Below are 21,731 nucleotides of genomic sequence, written 5' to 3' on the forward strand. Positions count from 1 at the left end.
TTCCCTCCTAACTTTCGATCTGACAGGTTCCGCATGACGCGTTATATTTTCGTCACCGGCGGTGTTGTGTCCTCATTGGGCAAAGGCATCGCATCTGCTTCTCTGGCGGCTATTCTTGAGGCGCGTGGCCTCAAAGTCACAATGCTCAAGCTGGACCCGTATATCAACGTGGACCCGGGCACGATGAGCCCTTTCCAGCATGGTGAAGTATTCGTTACCGAAGACGGCGCCGAGACCGACCTGGATCTGGGTCACTATGAGCGCTTTATTCGCACGACGATGACCAAGCGCAACAACTTCACCACTGGCCGCGTATACCAGCATGTGCTGCGTAAAGAGCGTCGTGGCGACTACTTGGGTGGAACCGTACAGGTGATCCCGCACATCACTGACGAGATCAAACGTCGTGTGATCGAAGGTGCAGGCGATGCCGACGTGGCGCTGGTTGAGATCGGCGGTACCGTGGGTGATATCGAATCCCTGCCGTTCCTGGAAGCGGTACGTCAGTTGAAAGTTGAGCTGGGCTCCAACCGTGCGCTGTTCATGCACCTGACGCTGGTGCCTTACATCGCTACAGCGGGCGAAACCAAGACCAAGCCGTCACAGCACTCGGTCAAGGAACTTCGCTCCATCGGTATCCAGCCGGATATCCTGATCTGCCGTTCCGAACAGCCGATCCCGGAATCCTCACGTCGTAAGCTTTCCATGTTCACTAACGTGGAAGAGCGTGCCGTGGTTTCCCTGCCGGATGCCGAGTCTATCTACAATATTCCGCGGATGCTCAGCGAGCAGGGGCTGGACGATATCGTTATCGACCGCTTCCGTCTGGCCGGCTGCCCGGCGGCTGATCTGCGTGAGTGGGATCGTGTGGCCGATGCCTTCCTTAACCCGGAAGGTGAAGTACGCATCGCCATGGTCGGTAAGTACATGGAGCTGCTCGATGCCTACAAGTCGCTGATCGAAGCGATCACCCACGCCGGCATCACCCTGCGTAAGAAAGTACGCATCGAGTATATCGACTCCGAGCGCGTTGAGCGTGAAGGTGCCGAGATCCTCAAGGATGTCAGCGCGATTCTGGTACCGGGTGGGTTCGGTGAGCGCGGTGTCGAGGGCAAGATCAGCGCTGTGCGCTATGCCCGTGAAAACAAGATCCCTTATCTGGGCATCTGCCTGGGTATGCAGGTTGCGGTGATTGAGTTCGCGCGCCACGTGGCGCAGCTGAGCAACGCCAATTCCACCGAGTTCGATATCGAAAGCGAGCATCCGGTTATCGGTCTGATCACCGAGTGGACCGATGCCAGCGGTGAAGTTGAACAGCGTACCGAAGAGTCTGACCTGGGCGGCACCATGCGTCTTGGCGCACAGATCTGCCACCTCAAGCCGGGTTCCAAGGTCGCTGACGCTTACGGTCGTATCGATATCAAGGAACGCCACCGTCACCGCTACGAATTCAACAACAACTACACTCAGCGTCTGGAAGAAGCGGGTCTGCTTATCTCCGGCCGTTCTGAGGATGGAGAACTGGTGGAAGTGGTCGAAGTACCCGATCATCCCTGGTTCGTAGCCTGTCAGTTCCACCCGGAATTCACCTCCACGCCGCGTGACGGCCATGGATTGTTTACCGGCTTTATTAAAGCCGCGCTTGAGCGTCAGGCGCAGCAGGCTGAAACTGAATAAGCTAAATAACGGAGAAAATTAGAATGGCTCAGATCGCTGATATTAAAGCGCGCGAAGTACTCGATTCCCGCGGTAACCCCACTGTTGAAGCCGACGTAATCCTGGCTTCCGGTGTTGTTGGTAGTGCCTGCGCTCCTTCGGGTGCTTCCACCGGTTCCCGCGAGGCGCTGGAACTGCGCGACGGCGACAAGTCCCGTTACCTGGGCAAGGGCGTTCAGAAAGCCGTGGCTGCCGTAAACGGCACCATCCGCGAAGCACTGGTTGGTATGGACGCGGCTGACCAGCGTGCTCTCGACAACAAAATGCTCGAGCTGGATGGCACTGATAACAAGGCTACCCTGGGTGCCAACGCTATTCTGGCGGTTTCCCTGGCTGCAGCCAAAGCGGCAGCAACCGAAAAAGGTATTCCGCTGTACGCTCATATCGCTGAGCTGAACGGCACTAGCGGCCAGTTCTCCATGCCGGTACCGATGATGAACATCCTCAACGGTGGTGAGCATGCAGACAACAACGTTGATATCCAGGAGTTCATGGTACAGCCGGTAGGCTTTACCAACTTCGCTGATGCCCTGCGTTGCGGCGCCGAGATCTTCCACGCGCTGAAGAAGGTTCTGCAGAGCAAAGGCCTGAACACCGCTGTGGGTGACGAAGGTGGCTTTGCACCGAACCTGGGTTCCAACGAAGAAGCTCTGGTGATTATCAAGGAAGCGATCGCTGCAGCCGGCTATGAGCTGGGCAAAGACGTAACCCTGGCCCTGGACTGCGCCTCTTCCGAATTCTACAAAGATGGCAAGTATGACCTCTCCGGTGAAGGCAAGGCGTTCGACGCCGAAGGTTTCGCTGAGTACCTGGCCGAGCTGACCCGTAACTACCCGATCGTCTCCATCGAAGACGGTATGGATGAGTCTGACTGGAACGGCTGGGCTGCGCTGACCCAGAAGATCGGGGACAAGGTACAGCTGGTCGGCGACGACCTGTTTGTAACCAACACCAAGATCCTGAAGGAAGGTATCGATAAGAGCATCGCCAACTCCATCCTGATCAAGTTCAACCAGATCGGCTCTCTGAGCGAGACTCTGGACGCGATCAAGATGGCCAAGGATGCCGGTTACACCGCGGTGATCTCTCACCGTTCCGGTGAAACCGAAGATACCACCATCGCCGATCTGGCCGTGGGTACCGCTGCAGGGCAGATCAAGACCGGTTCACTGTGCCGTTCTGATCGCGTTGCCAAGTACAACCGTCTGCTGCGCATTGCTGAGGAGCTGGGCGCGGGCGCGGTTTACAACGGTCTGAAAGAGATCAAAGGCCAGGGCTGATCGCCCGGTCTTAAGGAAAGGGGGCTGAAAAGGCCCCTTTTTTTTGCACCTTAGGTAGGATAGGACAGGTTTAGCCGGGCGCTGAGCCTGTTTAGTGTGCGCTCCGGCAAGAAAAAGCGTAGAGAGGCGTTTGTGTACCGCTGGCTTTTGTTAATTTTGCTGCTGATGTTCGCGGGTTTGCAGTACCGGCTCTGGTTCGGTGAGGCCAACCTGCGCCAGGTCTGGCAACTCGAGGATCAGATCGAGCAGCAGCGGCTTGAAAATGCGCGCCTGGTTGAGCGGAATACAAGGCTCGAAGCCGAGGTGCAGGATCTGAAAAAAGGGCTGGCGGCGCTGGAAGAGCGTGCGCGCAGCGAGCTGGGCATGATCCGGGAAGGGGAGACCTTTTTCCAGCTGATCGAGCCTGAGCAGGAGAAGAGCAAACGTTGAGCGACTATCAAACTACACCGGCCGGTCAGGACACTGAAACGCCTCGCTGGCGGGACACCCCCGTGTGGCTCCATGGCGAACCCGGCGTCAGTGCGACCCTCAGGGCCGAGCCGGAAGATTTCCGCGTGGTTGAAAACCTGGGTTTCGAGCCGGATGGCGAGGGGGAGCACCAGTTCCTCTATATCCGTAAGACCGGTGAGAATACCGACTGGGTGGCGCGTCAGCTGGCAAACTTCTGCCAGGTGAGCCCCCGGGATGTGAGTTACGCCGGTAAAAAAGACCGTCACGCGGTGACCGAGCAATGGTTCTGTGTACATATGCCCGGGCATCGGGCCAGCCTGAACTGGAAGCTGTTCGGTGGTGATAGCATTGAGGTGCTGCGGGCTGAAAAACATGGCCGCAAACTGCGTCTTGGTTCATTACAGGGTAACCGTTTCGAGCTGCGTCTGCGTGATGTATCCGACGGTGCTGAACTGGAGCGCCGCTTTGCGCTGTTGGCCCAGGGCGTGCCTAACTATTTTGGTGAGCAGCGCTTTGGTCATGATTTCGGTAATATCGAGAAAGGCCTGGCGCTGATTGCCGGTCGCTTCAAAGAGCGGCAGCGGCACAAAAAGGGGCTCTATATCTCGGCGGTGCGTTCCTGGTTGTTTAACCGGCTGATTTCTGAGCGGATCGAAAGAGGTCTTTGGGATACATTGATAGAAGGCGATGTGCTGATGATCAATGGTTCGCAAAGCTGTTTCCGCTATGATAGCGCGGACGCGTCAATGGCCGAGCGCCTGCACGGCGGCGAGCTTAACTTGACGGGGCCCTTGTGGGGTCGGGGTGAGCTAATGACCGAAGCCGCCGCCCGCGAGTTCGAACAGGATGTTTACGGCACGGAGTCGACCGTCTGTGAACAGCTGGAGCAGTTGGGGCTGAAGCAGGAAAGACGCTCGCTACGCCTGGTACCGGAGTCGCTTGCGATAGAGCGTGAGAGTGACGGACAATGGCGACTGAGTTTTGATCTGCCCGCTGGCTCCTTTGCAACCAGCGTACTGCGTGAATTATGCAACTGGCAAACACCTCAGAGTGGCGCCGGGCAGTAAGTTTTAAATACGAATCTTTGACAGCAGTTTGATTGGATACAGGGCACAGAGAAGGCCCGGCGGAGTATTCCCACCCGATGCATATTTTGATTTCTAACGATGATGGCGTTTACGCGCCGGGCCTTGCAGCTTTGGCCAAGGCTCTGCAGAAAGACGCCAAATCGGTTTGCGTGGTCGCACCGGATCGTAACCGTAGCGGCGCCAGTAACTCACTGACGCTGGACCGGCCGCTGGAAGCGCATACGCACGATTCAGGATTTATCAGTATCAACGGTACGCCCACTGATTGTGTTCACCTGGGTGTCTCCGGTCTTTTCAGTGCAGAGCGTAAACCCGATGTGGTGGTCTCCGGTATCAATGCCGGCGCTAACCTGGGCGATGATGTTATTTATTCGGGCACGGTAGCGGCGGCCATGGAGGGGCGCAACTGCTCCCTACCTGCGATCGCGGTCTCGCTGTGCAGCTTTCATCCCAAGCATTTTGAAACCGCTGCCGAGATTGTGCGCGAGCTGCTACAGCGGCTTGAGTCTTTGGTGCTGGCGCCGCGTACCGTACTGAATGTCAATGTGCCGGATCTGCCACTGGATCAGATCAAGGGGATTCACGTGACCCGCCTTGGGCATCGTTTTGCCGGTGAGGCACCGGTGCAGACCCAGGACCCCCGTGGGCGTACACGTTACTGGATCGCCGGCACCGGCGAGCCGGCGGACAGCGGTCCCGGCACCGATTTCTACGCGGTTGCCGAGGGCTATGTGTCGATCACGCCACTGCAGATCGATATGACGCATTATTCGGGTATGGATAACCTGGCGCTCTGGCTGGAGGAGATGAATTGAACGACGTTCTGTTTCAGGGCATAGGGATGACCTCCCGAAGGACTCGGGACCGCCTGGTAACGCGATTACGTGAACAGGGTATAGAAAACGACAAAGTACTGACGGTGGTGCGTGACACCCCAAGACATATCTTTATTGACGAGGCGCTGTCGCATCGCGCCTACGAAGACAGCTCTCTTCCCATCGGTTTTAACCAGACCATCTCCCAGCCCTACATCGTCGCCAGAATGACCGAACTGCTGTTAGAGGACGGACCACGGCAGAATGTGCTGGAAGTGGGCACAGGGTCCGGCTATCAAACCGCGATACTGGCTCAGCTGGTGGGCCAGGTGTACAGCGTGGAACGTATCCGCCCGCTACAGGAGAAGGCGCGCAAACGGATTCAGCAATTGCGTCTGCATAACGTGATGCTGCGTCATACCGATGGTGGTATGGGTTGGCCCGACAGAGGCCCCTTCGATGGCATTCTGGTCACGGCAGCGCCGGAAAAAGTCCCCGAAGAGCTGCTAGAGCAGCTGACTATCGGCGGCGTGATGGTATTGCCGGTGGGTGACGGGGAGGGTCAGATATTGATGCGCATCCGTCGTACCGGAGAGGAAACCTTTGAGCGCGAAGAGCTCGAAGCCGTTCGTTTTGTGCCGCTGCTGGCGGGGACCGTGCGTTGAATCAGGAAGGTGTACGCGTGCGCAGCGCAAGGGATTATCTGAAGCTGGCCGGCAAGGGCATGATGATGGGCGCGGCCGATGCCGTGCCGGGCGTTTCCGGCGGCACCATCGCATTTATTACCGGGATCTACGAAGAACTTATCGAAAGCATCCGCCGCTGTGATCTGCAGGCGCTGCGGATTCTGTTTAGCCAGGGGATCGGAGCCTGCTGGCGCCATATCAACGGTACTTTCCTGGTCACGTTGCTTTCCGGCATCATCATCAGTCTGGTGACCCTGGCGCGGGTGGTGCTCTATCTGCTGGATAATCAGCCGGTATTGCTCTGGTCATTCTTTTTCGGCCTCATACTCGCGTCTGTCTGGAGTCTGGTGCGGCATGTGAAAGGCTGGAACCTGAACTCTAATCTGACCTTCCTGCTGGGTGCGCTGGTCGCTTACGTGATCACCTCTATGGTGCCCGGTACGGTTAGTGTCACGCCCTGGACCCTGTTTGGCTCAGGCATGCTGGCGATCTGCGCCATGATTCTGCCCGGCATATCCGGAAGTTTTATTCTGCTTTTGCTGGGGATGTACGCGCCAATACTGGCTGCAGTAAAAGGTTTCGAGTTTGTCTCGCTGGCGCTTTTTGTGGGCGGTTGTGTGATCGGCTTGATTAGCTTTTCACGCCTGCTAAGCTGGGCCTTCCACCATCATCGGCGCATGATTCTGGCGTTGTTGGGCGGGTTTATGCTGGGCTCGTTGAACAAGGTCTGGCCATGGAAGTATACCCTCTCCTACACCCTCGATCGCCATGGTGAAGCGGTCCCGCTGCTGCAGCGTAATGTCTTTCCGTCGGCCTTTAACGAGCTGACAGGTCTGCCGGCGCAGCTTTGGCCGGCGTTGGCATTGATGCTGGTAGGCGTGGTGCTGGTATTGGTACTGGATAGAAATACGGGCGGCAGCTCGGGGCACTAGCCCGGGCTGGTAGCTCAGATGAGTCGCTCAGAGTAGCAACAACAGCAAGGAGGTTGGGTGCGGAGTGTGAAGCGCAATATGCAGATCTGGGTAGTTGTACTTGCTGCATGCGCTCTTGCTGCCTGCTCTGGTGGTTATGCCCCGGTCACCGAGCAATCGCTTGGCAGCCGCTACAACGGCCCAGTGCCTTCCACCTATACCGTCAGCCGTGGTGATACCCTCTATTCCATCGCCTGGCGCTACGGTCTCGATTTCAAATCCGTCGCTCGCCTCAATGGTATCGACAGCCGTTATCTTATATATCCAGGCCAGAAGCTGCGCTTGAAGGGCCAGGCGGTTGCTTCCAGCCCGCGTCCGAGTGGAACCAAAAGCTCTCCCCCGGCTCAAACTCCTTCGACTGCCAGTCGGCCAAAGAGTACCGCCAAGCCGATGCCGGCACCCGCGGTGTCATCCAGCGATATTCAGTGGCGTTGGCCTACCCAGGGTAAATTGATCGGCGGCTATTCCTCTGGCTCCAGTCCCAATAAGGGGATAGATCTGGCAGGCAATACCGGTGATCCCGTCTATGCGGCGGCCTCCGGCACGGTGGTGTATGCAGGCAGCGGACTTCTGGGATACGGGAATCTGGTTATCCTCAACCATAACCGCCAGTACTTAAGTGCTTATGCACATAACAGTCGCATCCTGGTCAAGGAAAGTGATAGTGTGAAGGTCGGCGATAAGATTGCCGAGCTTGGAAATACTGGTGCCAATCGTCCGATGCTCCATTTCGAGATCAGGCGTGACGGTAAGCCTGTAAATCCGCTGCAGTATCTGCCCAAAAAACAATAATAAGTCAGATAGCGTCAATGCTAGATGCATGGGGGAAATCAGATGGTAACAGTCGGAACCAAGGACTACGACACCTTGAATTCGGGTCCAGATCAAGATGTGGATACCGACGACGAGATGGAGATGAACCAGGCGGACGAGCCCGATACCAGCGATTCGGATGACTCGAACGAAGTACCTGACTTCATCAACAGTGGCCGTGGTCGAGGAAGTATGGCGCATAAGGATCTGGTGAATGCCAAGACCCTGGATGCCACTCAGCTATACCTGAACGAAATCGGCTTTTCACCTTTGTTGACTGCGGAAGAGGAAGTTTACTTCTCACGCAGGGCTCTGAAGGGGGATGAAGCCTCCCGCAAGCGAATGATTGAGAGCAATCTCCGGTTGGTGGTGAAAATCGCCAGGCGTTATATCAATCGCGGCCTCTCTCTGCTCGACCTGATCGAAGAGGGTAACCTCGGCCTGATCAGGGCGGTGGAAAAATTCGATCCCGAACGCGGTTTCCGCTTCTCGACCTATGCCACCTGGTGGATTCGTCAGACCATCGAACGGGCGATCATGAACCAGACCCGAACGATTCGCTTGCCGATCCATGTGGTCAAGGAGCTCAATGTCTATCTGCGAGCCTCGCGTGAGCTGGCGCAGAAGCTGGACCACGAGCCCTCAGCCGAAGAGATCGCCCAACTGGTCGATAAGCCGGTAGAGGATGTGGAGCGGATGCTGGGCCTGAATGAGCGCATCGGTTCAGTGGATACGCCGGTGGGTGGCAGCAGTGATAAATCGTTGCTCGATACTATCGCCGACCAGGTCTCCGGGGATCCGGAAACACTGCTGCAGAACACCAATATCAGCGGTAACCTGAACAAATGGCTGGATATGTTGCCGGAGAAGCACGCCGATGTGCTATCCCGTCGTTTCGGATTACGCGGACATGAGATGTCCACGCTGGAACAGGTGGGACGCGAGATCGGTCTCACCCGCGAGCGTGTGCGCCAGATCCAGGTAGAGGCACTGCGTAAACTCAGAGAGATCGTGGAGAAAAACGGTCTTTCGGGCGAAGATCTATTGCAGTGATCTCCGCCCACAGAAAAGGGGCCATCTGGCCCCTTTTCTGTGTCTGACAGTTGCTAACGCTGCAGATATTTCAGTTTGTCTTCAACCCCGTTCCACTCTTCCGCATCGTCCAGGGGCGCCTTGCGCTCGTTGATATTGGGCCAGACTTCGGCGAGCTCCGCGTTCAGCTCCACGTAGGGTTGCTGTGCGTCGTTCAGATCATCTTCCGAGAGTATCGCCTCGGCCGGGCATTCCGGTTCACAGAGACCGCAGTCGATACACTCATCCGGATGGATGACCAGAAAATTGGCTCCCTCGTAGAAACAGTCAACCGGGCAGACATCGACACAATCGGTGTATTTGCAGCGGATGCAGTTCTCGGTTACGACATACGTCATCGTAAAGACTCCCTGTAGCGGCGGTTTGAAGGCAGTATAGTCAGCCCTGCTTCTACTGGAGGCTTAGCGCGCCAGTTTTTTCAGCTCATAGAGCAGGTCCAGCGCTGCACGCGGGGTCAGCTCATCAGGATCGATCGCTTCCAGCTTCTGCTCCACTTCTGAGGGTACCGGCGCGATAAACAGATCGTTCTGGATCGGGCTTTCTTTCGGTGCGTTGGTCGGCACCGGCCGCAGATCGGCAGCGCGGGAATCCTGCTCAAGCTGAACCAGTTTTTCCCGAGCCTGGCTGATCACATGGGGCGGCACGCCGGCCAGCTGAGCGACCTGAAGACCGTAACTCTGGCTGGCGGGACCGGCCTGGACCTCATGCATAAAGACGATATGGTCGTTGTGTTCAACGGCGGTCAGATGCACATTGCTGACCCCTTCGCACTGATCGGGCAGGGCGGTCAGTTCGAAGTAGTGGGTGGCGAATAGAGTAAAGGCACGCACCTCTCGGGCAAGAAACTCGGCAGCGGACCAGGCCAGTGACAGACCATCAAAGGTGCTGGTACCGCGGCCCACCTCATCCATCAGCACCAGGCTGCGATCGCTGGCGTTGTGCAGAATGTTGGCGGTTTCGGTCATCTCCACCATAAAGGTGGAACGCCCGCCGGCCAGATCATCGGATGAGCCCATACGGGTAAAGATCCGATCAACGATACCGATGGTGGCTTGACTGGCCGGTACATAACTGCCGATATGGGCCAGCAGCGTGATCAATGCCGCCTGGCGCATGTAGGTGGATTTACCGCCCATGTTCGGGCCGGTAATCACCAGCATGCGGCGTTCCGGATCCAGATCGAGATCGTTGGCTACGAATGGTGTATCCAGTACCGCTTCGACCACCGGATGGCGGCCCTCACGGATCTCGATACAGGGATGCTCGACCAGCGCTGGTGCCTGATAGCCCAGGGTTTCGGCGCGCTCGGCCAGGTTCTGCAGTACATCCAGTTCGGACAGGGCGGAGGCGCAGTCCTGCAACGGCGCGAGCTCGGCGGCCAGGCTTTCCAGCAGTGCCTCGTAAAGCAGTTTCTCGCGGGCCAGGGCGCGGCCCTTAGCACTCAGTGCCTTGTCCTCGAACTCCTTGAGTTCAGGGGTGATGAAGCGCTCGGCATTTTTCAGCGTCTGACGGCGCTGGTATTCCGCGGGCATATCTACAGCCTGGGCCTTGCTGACCTCGATGAAGTAGCCGTGCACCCGGTTATAACCGACCTTCAGCGTGCTGATATCGGTGCGTTTGCGCTCGCGTGCTTCCAGCTCCAGCAGATAAGCGCCGGCGTTCTCGCTGATGCCGCGCAGCTCGTCCAGCTCTTCGTCGTAGCCCTCGGCGATCACGCCGCCGTCGCGGATCAGCATCGGGGGTGTTTCGATAATGGCTTTCTCCAGCAACTGAGCAAGCGCCGGGAAGGTACCGATCTGTTCGGCCAGCTCATGGATACGCGGCGCGTCGTCGGTGGCTAACTGCTGCTGCAAAGTTGGCAGGCAGGCCAGGGCCATTTTCAGTCGTTCCAGGTCGCGGGGACGGGCAGAGCGCAGCGCCACGCGGGAGAGGATACGTTCCATATCGCCCACTGAGCGCAGGGTGTCGGAGATATCCTCAAACTGAAATCCCTGGCGCAGCCAGCCGATGGCGCTCTGACGGGCCAGCAGGGTGCTGCGATCACGCAGCGGGCGGTGCAGCCAGCGCCGCAGCAGACGTCCGCCCATGGGCGTGCGGGTTTTGTCCAGTACCGAGGCCAGGGTGTTTTCCGTACCGCCGCCCAGGTTCTGATCCAGCTCCAGGTTACGTCGCGTCGAGGCGTCGAGCAGTACCGCCTCCGAACGCTGTTCCACCTGAATACGGCGGATATGGGGCAGAGCGCTGCGCTGGGTGTCGCGCGCATACTGCAGCAGGCAGCCGGCGGCGCCGATCGCCAGTTCCAGGTGGTCGCAGCCAAAGCCGCTCAGATCCTTGGTATTGAACTGCTGACACAGCAGACGCTGCGCGGTATCAAATTCGAAGTGCCAGGGCGCCTGTGGACGCAGGCCGCGACGGTTCGCCAGCACGCTGCTCAGGCCCGAGTGCTCAGGGTAAAGAATCTCCGCCGGGCGCAGACGCTCAAGCTCTGCCAGCAGGCCCTCTTCCGAGTCCACCTCCAGCAGACTGAAACGGCCCGAGCTGATATCCACAAGCGCCATACCGAAGCTGCCGTTATGGGCATCGATCGCCGCCAGCAGGTTATCTCGGGTTTCATCCAGCAGCGCCTCATCGCTCAGCGTTCCCGGCGTCACTATACGCGCTACCTGGCGCTCCACCGGCCCCTTGCTGGTGGCGGGATCACCGACCTGTTCACAGATCACCACTGACTCGCCTGCGCGGACGATCTTGGCGATATAGGCTTCAGCGGCGTGATAGGGAATTCCCGCCATCGGGATAGGCTCACCGCCTGATTTTCCCCGCGCGGTCAGCGAGATATCGAGCAGCTTGGCGGCTTTCTTGGCGTCGTCATAGAACAGCTCGTAGAAGTCACCCATACGATAGAAAAGCAGCTGATCAGGGTGCTCGGCCTTGATCTTGAAATACTGCTGCATCATCGGGGTGTGCTTGGTGTCGGGGGCTGTTTTGACTTTGCTTGTGTCCATGATTCTTCCGGGGAGCGGTTGGGTGCAATGCAGCGCGTCAGAGTACCAAACCCGCTGTGGCAAAGACAGGTTCAGGTTGTGTCCTGTGTGGTAGACGGGGCTCCGCTGCCTCAGCAGTAGCCCAGGGCTTGAGCGCTCTACGGCGAGTAGAAAACTCGTTGTGAGTTATCTACAAAAGCTGTGGATAACACTGTTAAGGAACAGTGGCCCTTTGTCCCTGAGGTAGCATCGGCGGGAATTCCGCGGGTCTGGTCGAAGATTAGACGGGTCAAAGGAGGACCATCGAGTTTTGGCGATTATTTATGCACTGGAAATGAGAACTGTTTACTGTAGAGTCTTGTCCTGTCTGAGACGGTGGGCTCTGGCCCCGACCGGCTTTTATCTTTCTGTTCACTGAAGCTGGTTTCCGGCATGAGGCGTTTTATGCAACCTGGTGCGCTCGAAGCCGTACGCTCTTTCCGGGAGAGTGATTTTCTCGAGTTTGGGCAGGAGTACGGTATCGATTATCGCTTTCCTGATCGGAGCCTCTCAAACAGCTCTAGCGCTCAGGCCGAGCCGAACCCAGTGATTGCCCAGGGTCGGATCGACGAGGTTTCGCTGCCCTCCGGCTTTCGTTTTACCGCGTCCGAACTGGAACTGTTTCAAACCTACAGCTCAACCTCCCGTGGGCATGCACCGCTGTTAATCGTAATCGTCTTGCAGGGGATCGTTGAGCTCTCTGTCGGTGCCCTTAGTCGTGAGTTGATAGCGGGGCAGGCGCTCAGTCTGCAGCTGCGCCCCGAGTTTGCGCTTGAGGCCCGGCAACAGGCGGGGCAACAACTTAAGAGCCTGACACTGGCATTCGATCCCGCGTTGGTGAGCCAGTCCAGCGCCATGACCCCCTCATTAACTTCACTCCTGCAGGCGATCGAAAACAGCGTGCATGCCTGGGCGGTGCCGTCGCTGCTCCTGGCGCAATTGGATAAGTGCTTGCTGCCCAGCGTGGCTGAGTTACAGCGCAATCTTGTACTGGAGGGGCTGGCGCTGCAGTTGATCGGCCAGGGACTGCCGGAGTTTGCTTATCATCCTGCAGATACTGCACCGACCCGGCAGAGAGATTTCCGGCGGCTGGAGACGGTGCGGCAGCAACTGGAGTTTGAACCGACCCGTGACTACACCCTGGATGGTCTGGCTCAGCAGGCGGCGATGAGTGCAAGTAGCCTGCGCAGTAAATTCCGGCTGGTCTATGGTGTCTCGGTATTCGATTACCTCAGACGCTGCCGGCTTGAGTTGGGGCGTCGCTATCTGGAGCAGGGGTATAGCGTGCAGCAGGCGGCGCACCGGGCGGGTTATCGCCACGCCACCAACTTTGCCACGGCATTTCGGCGCGAGTTCGGAGTCTCCCCCCGCGGTTTTATCTAACGCCGCCGCCCACTTTTTGTCATTGCGCATACATTCCCTGTCATCTCTAATACCTTTTTGTGGATAAAAACGAGAATAATTCGCATTACAGTTACATAATAAGCGAAGAGGTTTCTCTGATGTTCCGACCCTCCAAGATATCCCTCGCAGTCGCGCTTGCCCTGGGTGGTATCAGCTCGCCTGTCGTGTTTGCCGCAGAAACGCAGGATGCTTCCGTCACTCTGAATATGTTGGAGGTCACGACCACCCGCGGCGCTACCAAAACGGAGACCCCCTTTGTGGAGACGCCGCAGTCGATCTCCCTGGTATCCGAGGAGCAGATTGAAGAGCAGGGCGCCCGCAATGTGCAGGAAGCCACTCGCTACACCGCAGGTGTGTTCACCGGTCAGTACGGCTCCACCGCCGGGCGTTACGACGCGATCAAGCTGCGCGGCTTTGGCAGCGACAGTATCGATAACCAGTATCTCGATGGCCTGAAGCTGCTCAACGACAAGGGCACCTACAGCATCATGCAGATCGACCCCTATTTCCTGGAGGGGATCGAGGTGGTTAAAGGACCTTCATCGGTGCTTTATGGCCGCGCGGCACCGGGCGGTATCGTGGCGCTGACCAGCAAGAAGCCGCTGTTTGAACAGCATCGCCAGATTCAGGCGGGCATAGGTAATAACGGCACCGCCAGCCTCGGCTTCGATATGGGCGATACGATCGGCGAGTCCGGCAGTGCTGCCTACCGTGTGGTCGGGCGGGTGTACCAGTCCGATACCCAGTGGGACAAGGTGGAAGAGGAGCACTACAGCCTGGCGCCCTCGTTAACGCTGGATCTAAGCGATGCCACCACGCTGACGCTGATGGCCTATCTGCAGAAAGATCCGGAAGGTGGATTCTACGGCGGCCTGCCGGCAGAGGGGACGCTGTTTGATCATAACGGGCGCCGCATCTCCAACGAGTTTTTCGACGGCGAAGAGAACTTCGAAGAGTTCGACCGTGAACAGACCATGGTCGGCTACCAGTTGGAGCACCGCTTCAACGATGTCTGGTCAGCGCGTCAGAACGTTCGCTACGTGAATACCCAGGTGGATTATGGCCAGGTGTATAACCTGGGTTACTGGGTCGGTGATACGCTGCCGCGCACTTACTTCGGCGCCGATGAGGAGCTGGACGCCTTCGCCATCGATAACCAGCTGCTCGCAGAGTTTGAGGCCGGGGCCACCCGGCATACGCTGTTGACCGGCCTGGATTACCAGCATCGCACCACCGATGCTTACTGGACCTCCGATTACGATGCGGCCTACAACACCGACTTCGCGCCGATCGATGCTTTTGATCCGGTGTACGGTGCTTCAGGCCGGATCAACCCGTACCAGGATAACGAGCGCAGGCTGGAGCAGACCGGCGTCTATTTGCAGGATCAGATTGCGCTGGATCGCTGGCGCCTGACTCTGGGCGGCCGCTATGACTGGGTCGAGGTGCGCAACGAGTACGACAACATGCTCACCGGTGTACAGGGTGATGAAGAGCTGGAAGATGAACACTTCAGCGGTCGTGCGGCGCTGATGTACCTGTTCGATAACGGTGTCGCGCCCTATATCAGCTACTCCGAGTCGTTCAGCCCCAGCGCCAACGTCGATGAAAACGGTGATCTGATTAAGGCCACCGAAGCGAGCCAGTACGAGTTCGGTCTTAAGTACCAGCCCAACGGTTCAGGTGATCGCTACAGTGTTGCGCTGTTCCAGATCGATCAGGATAACGTCGCCAACATGAACCGCACCACCTATGCCTACGAGGCGGTGGGCTCGGTGCGTTCCCGCGGTGTTGAACTGGAAGCGCTCTCACGTTTGACCGATAACCTGACCCTGCAGGCCAGCTACACCTACACCGATGTGGAAGTGCAGAAATCCACCACCGGCACCGAGGGCAAAACGCCGGTGGCGACACCGGAGCATATGGCGTCTGCCTGGGGTGCCTATGAGTTTCATGACGGCTCGCTCAACAGCCTGAAACTGGGTCTTGGGGTGCGCTACATCGGCGAAAGCTGGGTCAATGAAAGCAATACGCTGGAAGCACCGAGCTACACTCTGACCGATGCCCTGGTGAAATATGATCTCAGCAATGTGGGGCTGGATGGCGTCTCCGCTCAGCTGAACGTCAACAACCTGTTTGACAAGGAGTATGTCGGTGCTTGCTACAGCGAATCGATCTGCTACTTCGGCGCAGGACGCAGCGTGATGGCGACACTTAGCTACGATTTATAATCCCCTTCAGAACCGTACCTTTACAACATCGCCTTCGGGCCAGGGAATGCCCGGTTTTTCTTCAGCCGGCCTCGCTTTGCAGCGATGGCCGGCTTTTTCGTTTCAGGCTTTGGCTTTCCTGTCCTTGGCTGGCGCTTCAGCTATCCCATTCAAAAACGTCTGCAATAAAAAACCAAAAGCCTGCTTGACCTAAAGTTTACTTGAGGCAGTAAAGTCAGCAGATCTTAGGTTAGGTGAGCAAAGATTGACCGCTGTTTGGCGGCTTTGATCGCGACTACCCGAACGACTTTTAACCCAACAGTGATTGACCCGAACAGGGCATGCCCAGAACCGGACGCTCCGGATGAAGGCCGCTGGGCAATGAAATAGTTAGGACGGATTGCCAATGACGCCACAGGTGCAGAATGAGTCTTCTCCCGCCAAGGGAGCAGGGTGGAAGACACTGATCGTTGTTCTTCTCGTACTGGCCGCGATTATCAGCGGTCTCTGGTTTTGGAAAACGCAGAACTCTGCATCCGGTGGCTGGCATGGCGGCGCGCCGGTGGATGTGACGGCAATCAGGCTGGAAAGCCAGGATGTGCCCGATACGCTGGAGGTGCCCGGTGAGCTGGAAGCGGTACAGCAGGTGATGCTCACAGCTGAGGTCTCCGGCAAGGTCGCGTCTATCGATTTTAGCGCCGGCCAGCAGGTAGCCGCCGGTGACGTGCTGGTGACCCTGGATACCTCGGTGGAAGAGGCGGATCTCTCCGCAGCGAAAGCCCGTGAGAAATTTACCCGTAACCAGTTGGCTCGTGCCCGCCAGCTGGCGCCCTCCGGCGCCATGACCCAGGAAGAGCTGCAGCAGCGCCAGGCCGAGTATGATCAGGCCCGCGCCCAGATTGCACAGTTGGAGGCGCGTATCCAGCAGAAGCGCATCATCGCGCCCTTTGATGGCGAGGTGGGCCTACGTCATATCGATCTCGGTCAGTATCTGAATCCGGGTGATACTGCAGCCTCTCTGACCAACCTGTCCGAGCTCTTTATCAACTTTGATCTGCCGCAGCGCCAACGCAGTAATATCGCCGTGGGCCAGCCGATCCAGCTGATCACAGAGGGCGCAACGCTGACCGCCAAGGTCAGCGCCCTGGAACCTCAGGTAAACCGCGATACCCGCAACCTGCGGGTGCAGGCGCTGATGGTCAACGAGGGCCAGCAACTGCGTCCCGGCATGTATGTCAGCGTGCGGCTGGATCTGCATACCGAGCCCGATGCACTGCTGTTGCCGGCCTCTGCGGTCATGACGTCCGCCTACGGCGATTCCGCGCTGGTGGTGCGTGAGCTCAACGCCGAACAGATTGGTAAACCTGAGTTTGTGCCGGTCACTGTCAGCCGCCGCATCGGTGACCAGGTGGTGATCGGCAGCGGCCTTAAGGCGGGCGATCTGGTGGTCACCGAGGGTCAGCTGCGGGTACAGCCGAACAGCCAGCTCAAGGTGGTCGGCGCCGGCTCCGATAACAGCGGTCAGAATGCGGAGGAGGCAGCGGCCGTCGAGGGTGGGCAGTCATGACCTTTACCGATCTCTTTATCCGGCGACCGATCCTCTCCATCACCCTGAGTACGTTGATTCTTCTGGTAGGTCTCTCCTCTCTGTTCTCGCTGCCGGTACGTCAGTATCCGAAGATGGAAAGCGCCACCATTGTGGTGACCACCCAGTATCCGGGTGCCTCCCAGGAGGTGATGCAGGGGTTTGTGACCACGCCGATCTCCCAGGCGATCGCCAGTGCCAACGGCATCGAATACCTGACATCGACCTCAACCATGGGACGTAGCGAGATCCGCGCCAAGCTGGTGCTGAACGCCGATGCCGACCGTGCCATGACGGAGGTGCTGGCCAAGGTGCAGCAGGTGAAATACCGCCTGCCGGAAGGCGCCTTCGACCCTCAGATCCAGAAGATCACCGACGGTGTCTCGGCGGTGCAGTACCTGACCTTTGAAAACGACAGCCAGACCATTCCGGAGATCACCGATTACATCTCTCGCGTGGTACAGCCTCTGATCACCTCGGTGCCCGGTGTGGCCGGTGCCGATGTGAACGGTGGGCAGACCTACGCTATGCGTCTCTGGGTTGATCCTGTGAAGCTGGCGGCTTACCGTCTCACCGCCGGCGATCTCTCCAACGCGCTGCGCGCCAACAACGTGCAGGCGGCCCCCGGTGCTTTACGCGGCAAGGACACGCTGATCCCGATCCAGGCATCCACCGAGGTGCGCAGCATCCAGGGGTTCCGCGATATGGTGGTGAAACGCGCCGATAACAGCGTGGTGCGCCTTGGCGATGTGGCCACCGTGGAGCTGGGTGGGCAGAACTACGATGCAAGCTTCCTCGGTGCCGGTAAACGCGTGGTCTCCATCGCGATCACACCAACGCCGGACGGTAACCCGCTGGAGATCGTCGCTGGGGTCGAGGCGTTGCTGCCGGAACTGCGTAAGGCGGCGCCGCCGGGGATGGAGATCGTCAACGTCTTCGATATGGCGCGCTTCGTAAACGCCTCCATCGATGAGGTGATCAAGACGCTGCTCGAGGCGGTGGTGATCGTTATCGTCGTGATCTTCCTGTTCCTCGGTTCGTTCCGCTCGGTGATTATCCCCATCGTTACCATCCCGTTGTCGCTGGTGGGCACGGCGGCGCTGATGCTGATGTTCGGCTTCTCGCTGAACCTGCTGACGCTGCTGGCGATGGTGCTGGCCATCGGCCTCGTCGTGGATGACGCCATCGTCGTGGTGGAGAATATCCACAGGCATATCGAAGAGGGGCTGACGCCGGTTAAGGCGGCGATTCTCGGCGCCCGCGAGATTGTCTGGCCGGTGATCGGCATGACCATCACCCTGGCAGCGGTCTATGCGCCGATCGGCTTGATGGGCGGCCTCACCGGCGCGCTGTTCAAGGAGTTTGCCTTTACCCTGGCCTGCGCCGTGCTGGTCTCCGGTGTGGTAGCGCTGACGCTGTCACCGATGATGAGTAGCGCACTGCTGAACAGCTCTGTATCGGAAGGGCGCCTGGCGCAGACTATTGACCGGGCGATGACCTCGCTGGCCAACGCCTACGGTCGTCTTTTGGACCGAGTCCTGCATGCCCGTGCGGCGGTGCTGCTGGTCAGCGTTGTGGTGCTGGCCGGTATCGTCTTCCTCTTCCTTGGCGTTAAGCGCGAGCTGGCGCCGGGTGAAGACCAGGGCTATGTGTTCACCGCGGTGAAGGCGCCGCAATACGCCAACGTGGATTACACCGAGCGCGCCTCCAAGGCTGTTGAAGGCCTGTTCCGTCAGCTGCCCGATTACCAGAACAGTTTCTTCCTCAACGGCACCGATGGCCAGAACAACGCCTTCGGCGGTGTGGTGCTGACCCCCTGGGAGGAACGCCAGATGAGTGCGTCCCAGGTGGAGGCGACACTGAATGGTCGCGGATCCTCGGTGACCGGGGCCTATGTCACCGCTTTCCAGCCGGCGCCTCTGCCAGCGGGCAGCGGCGGTCTGCCGGTGCAGATGGTGTTGCGCGCGCCGGCGGAGTTCACCGAGCTCTATAGCGCGCTGGAGAATATCAAGGGTGCTGCCTGGGGCAGTGGTCTGTTCGCCTACGTGGACAGCGACCTGGCCTTCGACAGCCCGCTGGCAAAGCTGACGGTGGATGCGGCCAAGGCCGGTGAGATGGGGGTTTCCATGTCGGAGATCGCCGATACCCTGGCGATGCTGGTGGGGGAGAACTACGTCAACCGCTTCAACTGGTTCGACCGTTCCTACGATGTCATCGCCCAGGTGCCCCAGGACAAACGTCGCGGTCCCCAGGATCTGACCGGTTACTACGTGCGCTCCCAGTCCGGCGAACTGCTGCCGTTGGCGAACCTGGTGGATGTCAACATTCAGGCGGCGCCCAACCGATTGCCGCAGTTCGACCAGATGAACGCGGTGACCCTGTCGGCGGTGCTGATGCCCGGTGTCACCATGGGCCAGGCGGTGGACTTTCTGAAGAGCCAGCCGCTGCCGGCCGGTGCCAGTATCGACTGGCTCTCCGACAGTCGTCAGTTCGTGCAGGAGGGCAACCAGCTGGTGATCTCCTTCGGCTTCGCGCTGATCGTGATCTTCCTGGTGCTGGCGGCTCAGTATGAGAGCTTCCGTGATCCGCTGGTCATCCTGGTGACCGTGCCGCTGGCGATCTGTGGCGCGCTGCTGCCGATCTGGCTCGGTTACACCACCATGAACATCTATACCCAGATCGGGTTGGTGACGTTGATCGGCCTGATCTCCAAGCACGGCATACTGATGGTCTCGTTCGCCAACGATATCCAGCGCAACGAGAAGCTCGGGCCCATGGCGGCGATGCACAAGTCGGCAGTGATCCGTATGCGCCCGGTACTGATGACCACGGCGGCTATGGTGGCCGGTTTGGTGCCGCTGCTGTTCGCCGGTGGCGCCGGTTCCGCCAGCCGCTTTGCCATCGGCATCGTCGTGGTTACCGGGATGCTGATCGGCACCCTGTTTACGCTGTTTGTGCTGCCGACCATCTACAGCCTGATTGCGCGCAATCATGCACAGCCGTCCAAGCGTGATCTCGAAGCGGGCCTAGCCGTAGAGGAGCAATCTCATGCCTAAGATTGTACAGATCAAGCGGCTCACTCTGCTGATAAGCCTGACCTCCCTGACCGCCGCCTGCTCGCTGGCGCCGGAGTATGAAAGACCGGCAGCGCCGGTGCCGGACAGCTGGCAGCAGCAGGAGGTTGTCGGTGCAAATACCGCTGCTCAGGCAGCTCAGCTTTTGGATTGGCAGAGCTTTGTGACCGATCCGGCGCTGGCCCGGATGGTTCAGGTGGCGCTGGATAATAACCGCGATCTGAAGCAGGCACTGCTCAACGTGGAAGCGGCCCGCGCCACCTACGGCATCCAGCGCAGCGAACAGCTGCCGGGGCTCAACCTTAACTCCGAGGGTCAGGGGCAGCGGCTGCCGGATGATCTGCGTACCCCCGGCAGTAACAATGTTCAGCACCAGTACCAGACCAACCTGGGGATGGCCGAGTTCGAGCTGGACCTGTTTGGCCGGGTGCGCAACCTCTCCGATGCTGCGCTGCAGGAGTACCTTGCCACCGAGGAGGCGGCCAACAGCGCCCGTATCAGCCTGGTGGCGGAGGTGATCCGTACCTTCCTCGCCCGCAACGGTGCGCAGCAGCGTTATTCACTGGCCAACCGCACCCTGGAGGCACGGGAGGAGTCGCTGAAGCTGATCGCCGCCCGGCGTGAGTTTGGCGCAGCCACCGATCTGGATTACCAGGAGGCGCTGGGTCTGGTGCAGCAGGTGCGGGTGGAGCTGGAGCGGATCGACCGTGAGGTGCGCCAGGCCGGCAACGCGCTGATGCTGCTGACCGGCATCACCGAGGAGGATTCGCTGCTGCCGGCGGAGCCGGTTGCGGGCTACCTGATCCAGCAACAGCTGCAACCCGGCATGCCCTCGGAGCTGCTGGAACAGCGCCCCGATATTCGCGCTGCCGAGCGTCAGCTGATGGCGCGCAACGCCCGTATTGGCGCGGCGCGGGCGGCGTTTTTCCCGCGTATCTCGCTGACCGGTTCCTACGGCAGCGCCAGTGCCGAGTTGTCCGACCTGTTTTCCTCAGGGCAGCGCAGCTGGGCCTTTATGCCACGGCTGACGCTGCCTATTTTTGATGGCGGCCGTAACCAGGCTAATCTCGATCTCGCCGAAGTACGCAAGTCGATGGCCATCCAGGCCTACGAACAGTCGATCCAGCAGGCGTTTACCGATGTGGCGGATGCGCTGGTGGCCAACGATACTTTGCAAAGAGAGGAAAGCGCTCAGCGGGCCCTGGTAGGATCCAGTACCGAGGCGCTACGGTTATCGCAGTCACGCTATAACGCCGGTGTCGATGATCACCTGCGTTACCTGGAGGCGCAGCGTAATGACTTCAGCGCCAAGCGTGGCCTGGTAGATGTTCAGACTCAGCGTCAATTGGCGCTGGTCGGCTTGTTCCGCTCGCTGGGCGGCGGCTGGCAGGGCGGTGGCTCTCAGACACTGAGTCCATCACTGCTTGCTAACACTGAAGGCCCTTAAATCCAGCGATTTTCCGGAGCGTTCCGGTTAATCGGGCGCTCCGGCTTTTTAGGACTAATCTAGACCAACCGAACAACGAT

The 21,731-nt window shown here is 58.9% G+C and carries 16 protein-coding genes; 14 read left to right on the top strand and 2 right to left on the bottom strand.

Annotation, left to right across the window (positions count from 1 at the left end; translation table 11 throughout):
- The first annotated feature begins 33 nt into the window (after positions 1 to 33).
- The 9 genes from CLV83_RS08895 (at position 34) to rpoS (ending at position 8,872) form a co-directional block, all read left to right on the top strand.
- Positions 34 to 1,677 (top strand): CTP synthase, encoded by a 1,644-nt coding sequence (locus CLV83_RS08895; protein ID WP_132290710.1) that lies wholly within the window; start codon positions 34 to 36, stop codon positions 1,675 to 1,677.
- A gap of 23 nt (positions 1,678 to 1,700) precedes the next feature.
- On the top strand, positions 1,701 to 2,996 hold the full coding sequence (gene eno / locus CLV83_RS08900; protein WP_132290713.1) for a phosphopyruvate hydratase: 1,296 nt from the start codon (positions 1,701 to 1,703) through the stop codon (positions 2,994 to 2,996).
- A 132-nt stretch (positions 2,997 to 3,128) separates the two neighbouring features.
- On the top strand, positions 3,129 to 3,425 hold the full coding sequence (gene ftsB / locus CLV83_RS08905) for a cell division protein FtsB (protein WP_132290716.1): 297 nt from the start codon (positions 3,129 to 3,131) through the stop codon (positions 3,423 to 3,425).
- The gene (gene truD / locus CLV83_RS08910; protein ID WP_243642345.1) at positions 3,422 to 4,513 is read left to right on the top strand and encodes a tRNA pseudouridine(13) synthase TruD; all 1,092 of its coding nucleotides are present in this window, start codon (positions 3,422 to 3,424) and stop codon (positions 4,511 to 4,513) included. The genes ftsB and truD overlap by 4 nt, the downstream gene beginning before the upstream one ends.
- A gap of 77 nt (positions 4,514 to 4,590) precedes the next feature.
- Positions 4,591 to 5,349, top strand: a complete 759-nt coding sequence (gene surE, locus CLV83_RS08915; RefSeq protein WP_132290719.1) for a 5'/3'-nucleotidase SurE — start codon at positions 4,591 to 4,593, stop codon at positions 5,347 to 5,349.
- Positions 5,346 to 6,014 carry a protein-L-isoaspartate(D-aspartate) O-methyltransferase gene (locus CLV83_RS08920; protein WP_481318834.1) on the top strand — a complete coding sequence of 223 codons (669 nt, stop codon included), beginning with the start codon at positions 5,346 to 5,348 and terminating at the stop codon, positions 6,012 to 6,014. Before surE ends, CLV83_RS08920 begins: the two co-directional genes overlap by 4 nt.
- Positions 6,011 to 6,967 (top strand): polyprenyl-phosphate transporter, encoded by a 957-nt coding sequence (locus CLV83_RS08925; RefSeq protein ID WP_243642346.1) that lies wholly within the window; start codon positions 6,011 to 6,013, stop codon positions 6,965 to 6,967. Before CLV83_RS08920 ends, CLV83_RS08925 begins: the two co-directional genes overlap by 4 nt.
- Positions 6,968 to 7,045: 78 nt before the next feature.
- Positions 7,046 to 7,798 (top strand): peptidoglycan DD-metalloendopeptidase family protein, encoded by a 753-nt coding sequence (locus CLV83_RS08930; RefSeq protein WP_132290722.1) that lies wholly within the window; start codon positions 7,046 to 7,048, stop codon positions 7,796 to 7,798.
- A gap of 42 nt (positions 7,799 to 7,840) precedes the next feature.
- A complete protein-coding gene (gene rpoS / locus CLV83_RS08935) occupies positions 7,841 to 8,872 on the top strand; it encodes an RNA polymerase sigma factor RpoS (protein WP_132290725.1) in 1,032 nt (343 codons plus the stop codon).
- 53 nt (positions 8,873 to 8,925) lie between these two features.
- On the opposite strand, the gene fdxA is transcribed toward rpoS, so the two are convergent.
- Both fdxA and mutS read right to left on the bottom strand, forming a co-directional pair.
- Positions 8,926 to 9,249 (bottom strand): ferredoxin FdxA, encoded by a 324-nt coding sequence (fdxA, locus tag CLV83_RS08940; RefSeq protein ID WP_132290728.1) that lies wholly within the window; start codon positions 9,247 to 9,249, stop codon positions 8,926 to 8,928.
- 63 nt (positions 9,250 to 9,312) lie between these two features.
- Entirely contained in the window at positions 9,313 to 11,913 is a 2,601-nt protein-coding gene (gene mutS, locus CLV83_RS08945) for a DNA mismatch repair protein MutS (RefSeq protein WP_207894824.1), read from the bottom strand.
- Between the two features lie 423 nt (positions 11,914 to 12,336).
- Between mutS and CLV83_RS08950 the strand changes: the two genes are divergently transcribed.
- From CLV83_RS08950 to CLV83_RS08970, 5 genes are all read left to right on the top strand, one after another.
- Positions 12,337 to 13,314 carry a helix-turn-helix transcriptional regulator gene (locus tag CLV83_RS08950; RefSeq protein WP_132290731.1) on the top strand — a complete coding sequence of 326 codons (978 nt, stop codon included), beginning with the start codon at positions 12,337 to 12,339 and terminating at the stop codon, positions 13,312 to 13,314.
- 119 nt (positions 13,315 to 13,433) lie between these two features.
- The gene (locus CLV83_RS08955; RefSeq protein ID WP_132290734.1) at positions 13,434 to 15,566 is read left to right on the top strand and encodes a TonB-dependent siderophore receptor; all 2,133 of its coding nucleotides are present in this window, start codon (positions 13,434 to 13,436) and stop codon (positions 15,564 to 15,566) included.
- Between the two features lie 385 nt (positions 15,567 to 15,951).
- On the top strand, positions 15,952 to 17,112 hold the full coding sequence (locus CLV83_RS08960; RefSeq protein WP_132290737.1) for an efflux RND transporter periplasmic adaptor subunit: 1,161 nt from the start codon (positions 15,952 to 15,954) through the stop codon (positions 17,110 to 17,112).
- Complete coding sequence (locus tag CLV83_RS08965; RefSeq protein WP_132290740.1) at positions 17,109 to 20,186, top strand: efflux RND transporter permease subunit; 3,078 nt, start codon at positions 17,109 to 17,111, stop codon at positions 20,184 to 20,186. Before CLV83_RS08960 ends, CLV83_RS08965 begins: the two co-directional genes overlap by 4 nt.
- Positions 20,179 to 21,651, top strand: coding sequence for an efflux transporter outer membrane subunit (locus CLV83_RS08970; RefSeq protein ID WP_132290743.1), 1,473 nt, complete (start codon positions 20,179 to 20,181; stop codon positions 21,649 to 21,651). Before CLV83_RS08965 ends, CLV83_RS08970 begins: the two co-directional genes overlap by 8 nt.
- Positions 21,652 to 21,731: the final 80 nt, after the last annotated feature.

This window comes from Marinobacterium mangrovicola (genome assembly GCF_004339595.1).
Lineage (GTDB): Bacteria > Pseudomonadota > Gammaproteobacteria > Pseudomonadales > Balneatricaceae > Marinobacterium_D > Marinobacterium_D mangrovicola.

Coding starts and splice junctions, on each gene's coding strand:
- CLV83_RS08965 (WP_132290740.1), top strand. CDS start 17,109: ATGACCTTTACCGATCTCTTTATCCGGCGACCGATCCTCTCCATCACC.
- fdxA (WP_132290728.1), bottom strand. CDS start 9,249: ATGACGTATGTCGTAACCGAGAACTGCATCCGCTGCAAATACACCGAT.
- CLV83_RS08930 (WP_132290722.1), top strand. CDS start 7,046: ATGCAGATCTGGGTAGTTGTACTTGCTGCATGCGCTCTTGCTGCCTGC.
- CLV83_RS08895 (WP_132290710.1), top strand. CDS start 34: ATGACGCGTTATATTTTCGTCACCGGCGGTGTTGTGTCCTCATTGGGC.
- mutS (WP_207894824.1), bottom strand. CDS start 11,913: ATGGACACAAGCAAAGTCAAAACAGCCCCCGACACCAAGCACACCCCG.
- eno (WP_132290713.1), top strand. CDS start 1,701: ATGGCTCAGATCGCTGATATTAAAGCGCGCGAAGTACTCGATTCCCGC.
- surE (WP_132290719.1), top strand. CDS start 4,591: ATGCATATTTTGATTTCTAACGATGATGGCGTTTACGCGCCGGGCCTT.
- CLV83_RS08950 (WP_132290731.1), top strand. CDS start 12,337: ATGCAACCTGGTGCGCTCGAAGCCGTACGCTCTTTCCGGGAGAGTGAT.
- CLV83_RS08970 (WP_132290743.1), top strand. CDS start 20,179: ATGCCTAAGATTGTACAGATCAAGCGGCTCACTCTGCTGATAAGCCTG.
- CLV83_RS08960 (WP_132290737.1), top strand. CDS start 15,952: ATGACGCCACAGGTGCAGAATGAGTCTTCTCCCGCCAAGGGAGCAGGG.
- rpoS (WP_132290725.1), top strand. CDS start 7,841: ATGGTAACAGTCGGAACCAAGGACTACGACACCTTGAATTCGGGTCCA.
- CLV83_RS08955 (WP_132290734.1), top strand. CDS start 13,434: ATGTTCCGACCCTCCAAGATATCCCTCGCAGTCGCGCTTGCCCTGGGT.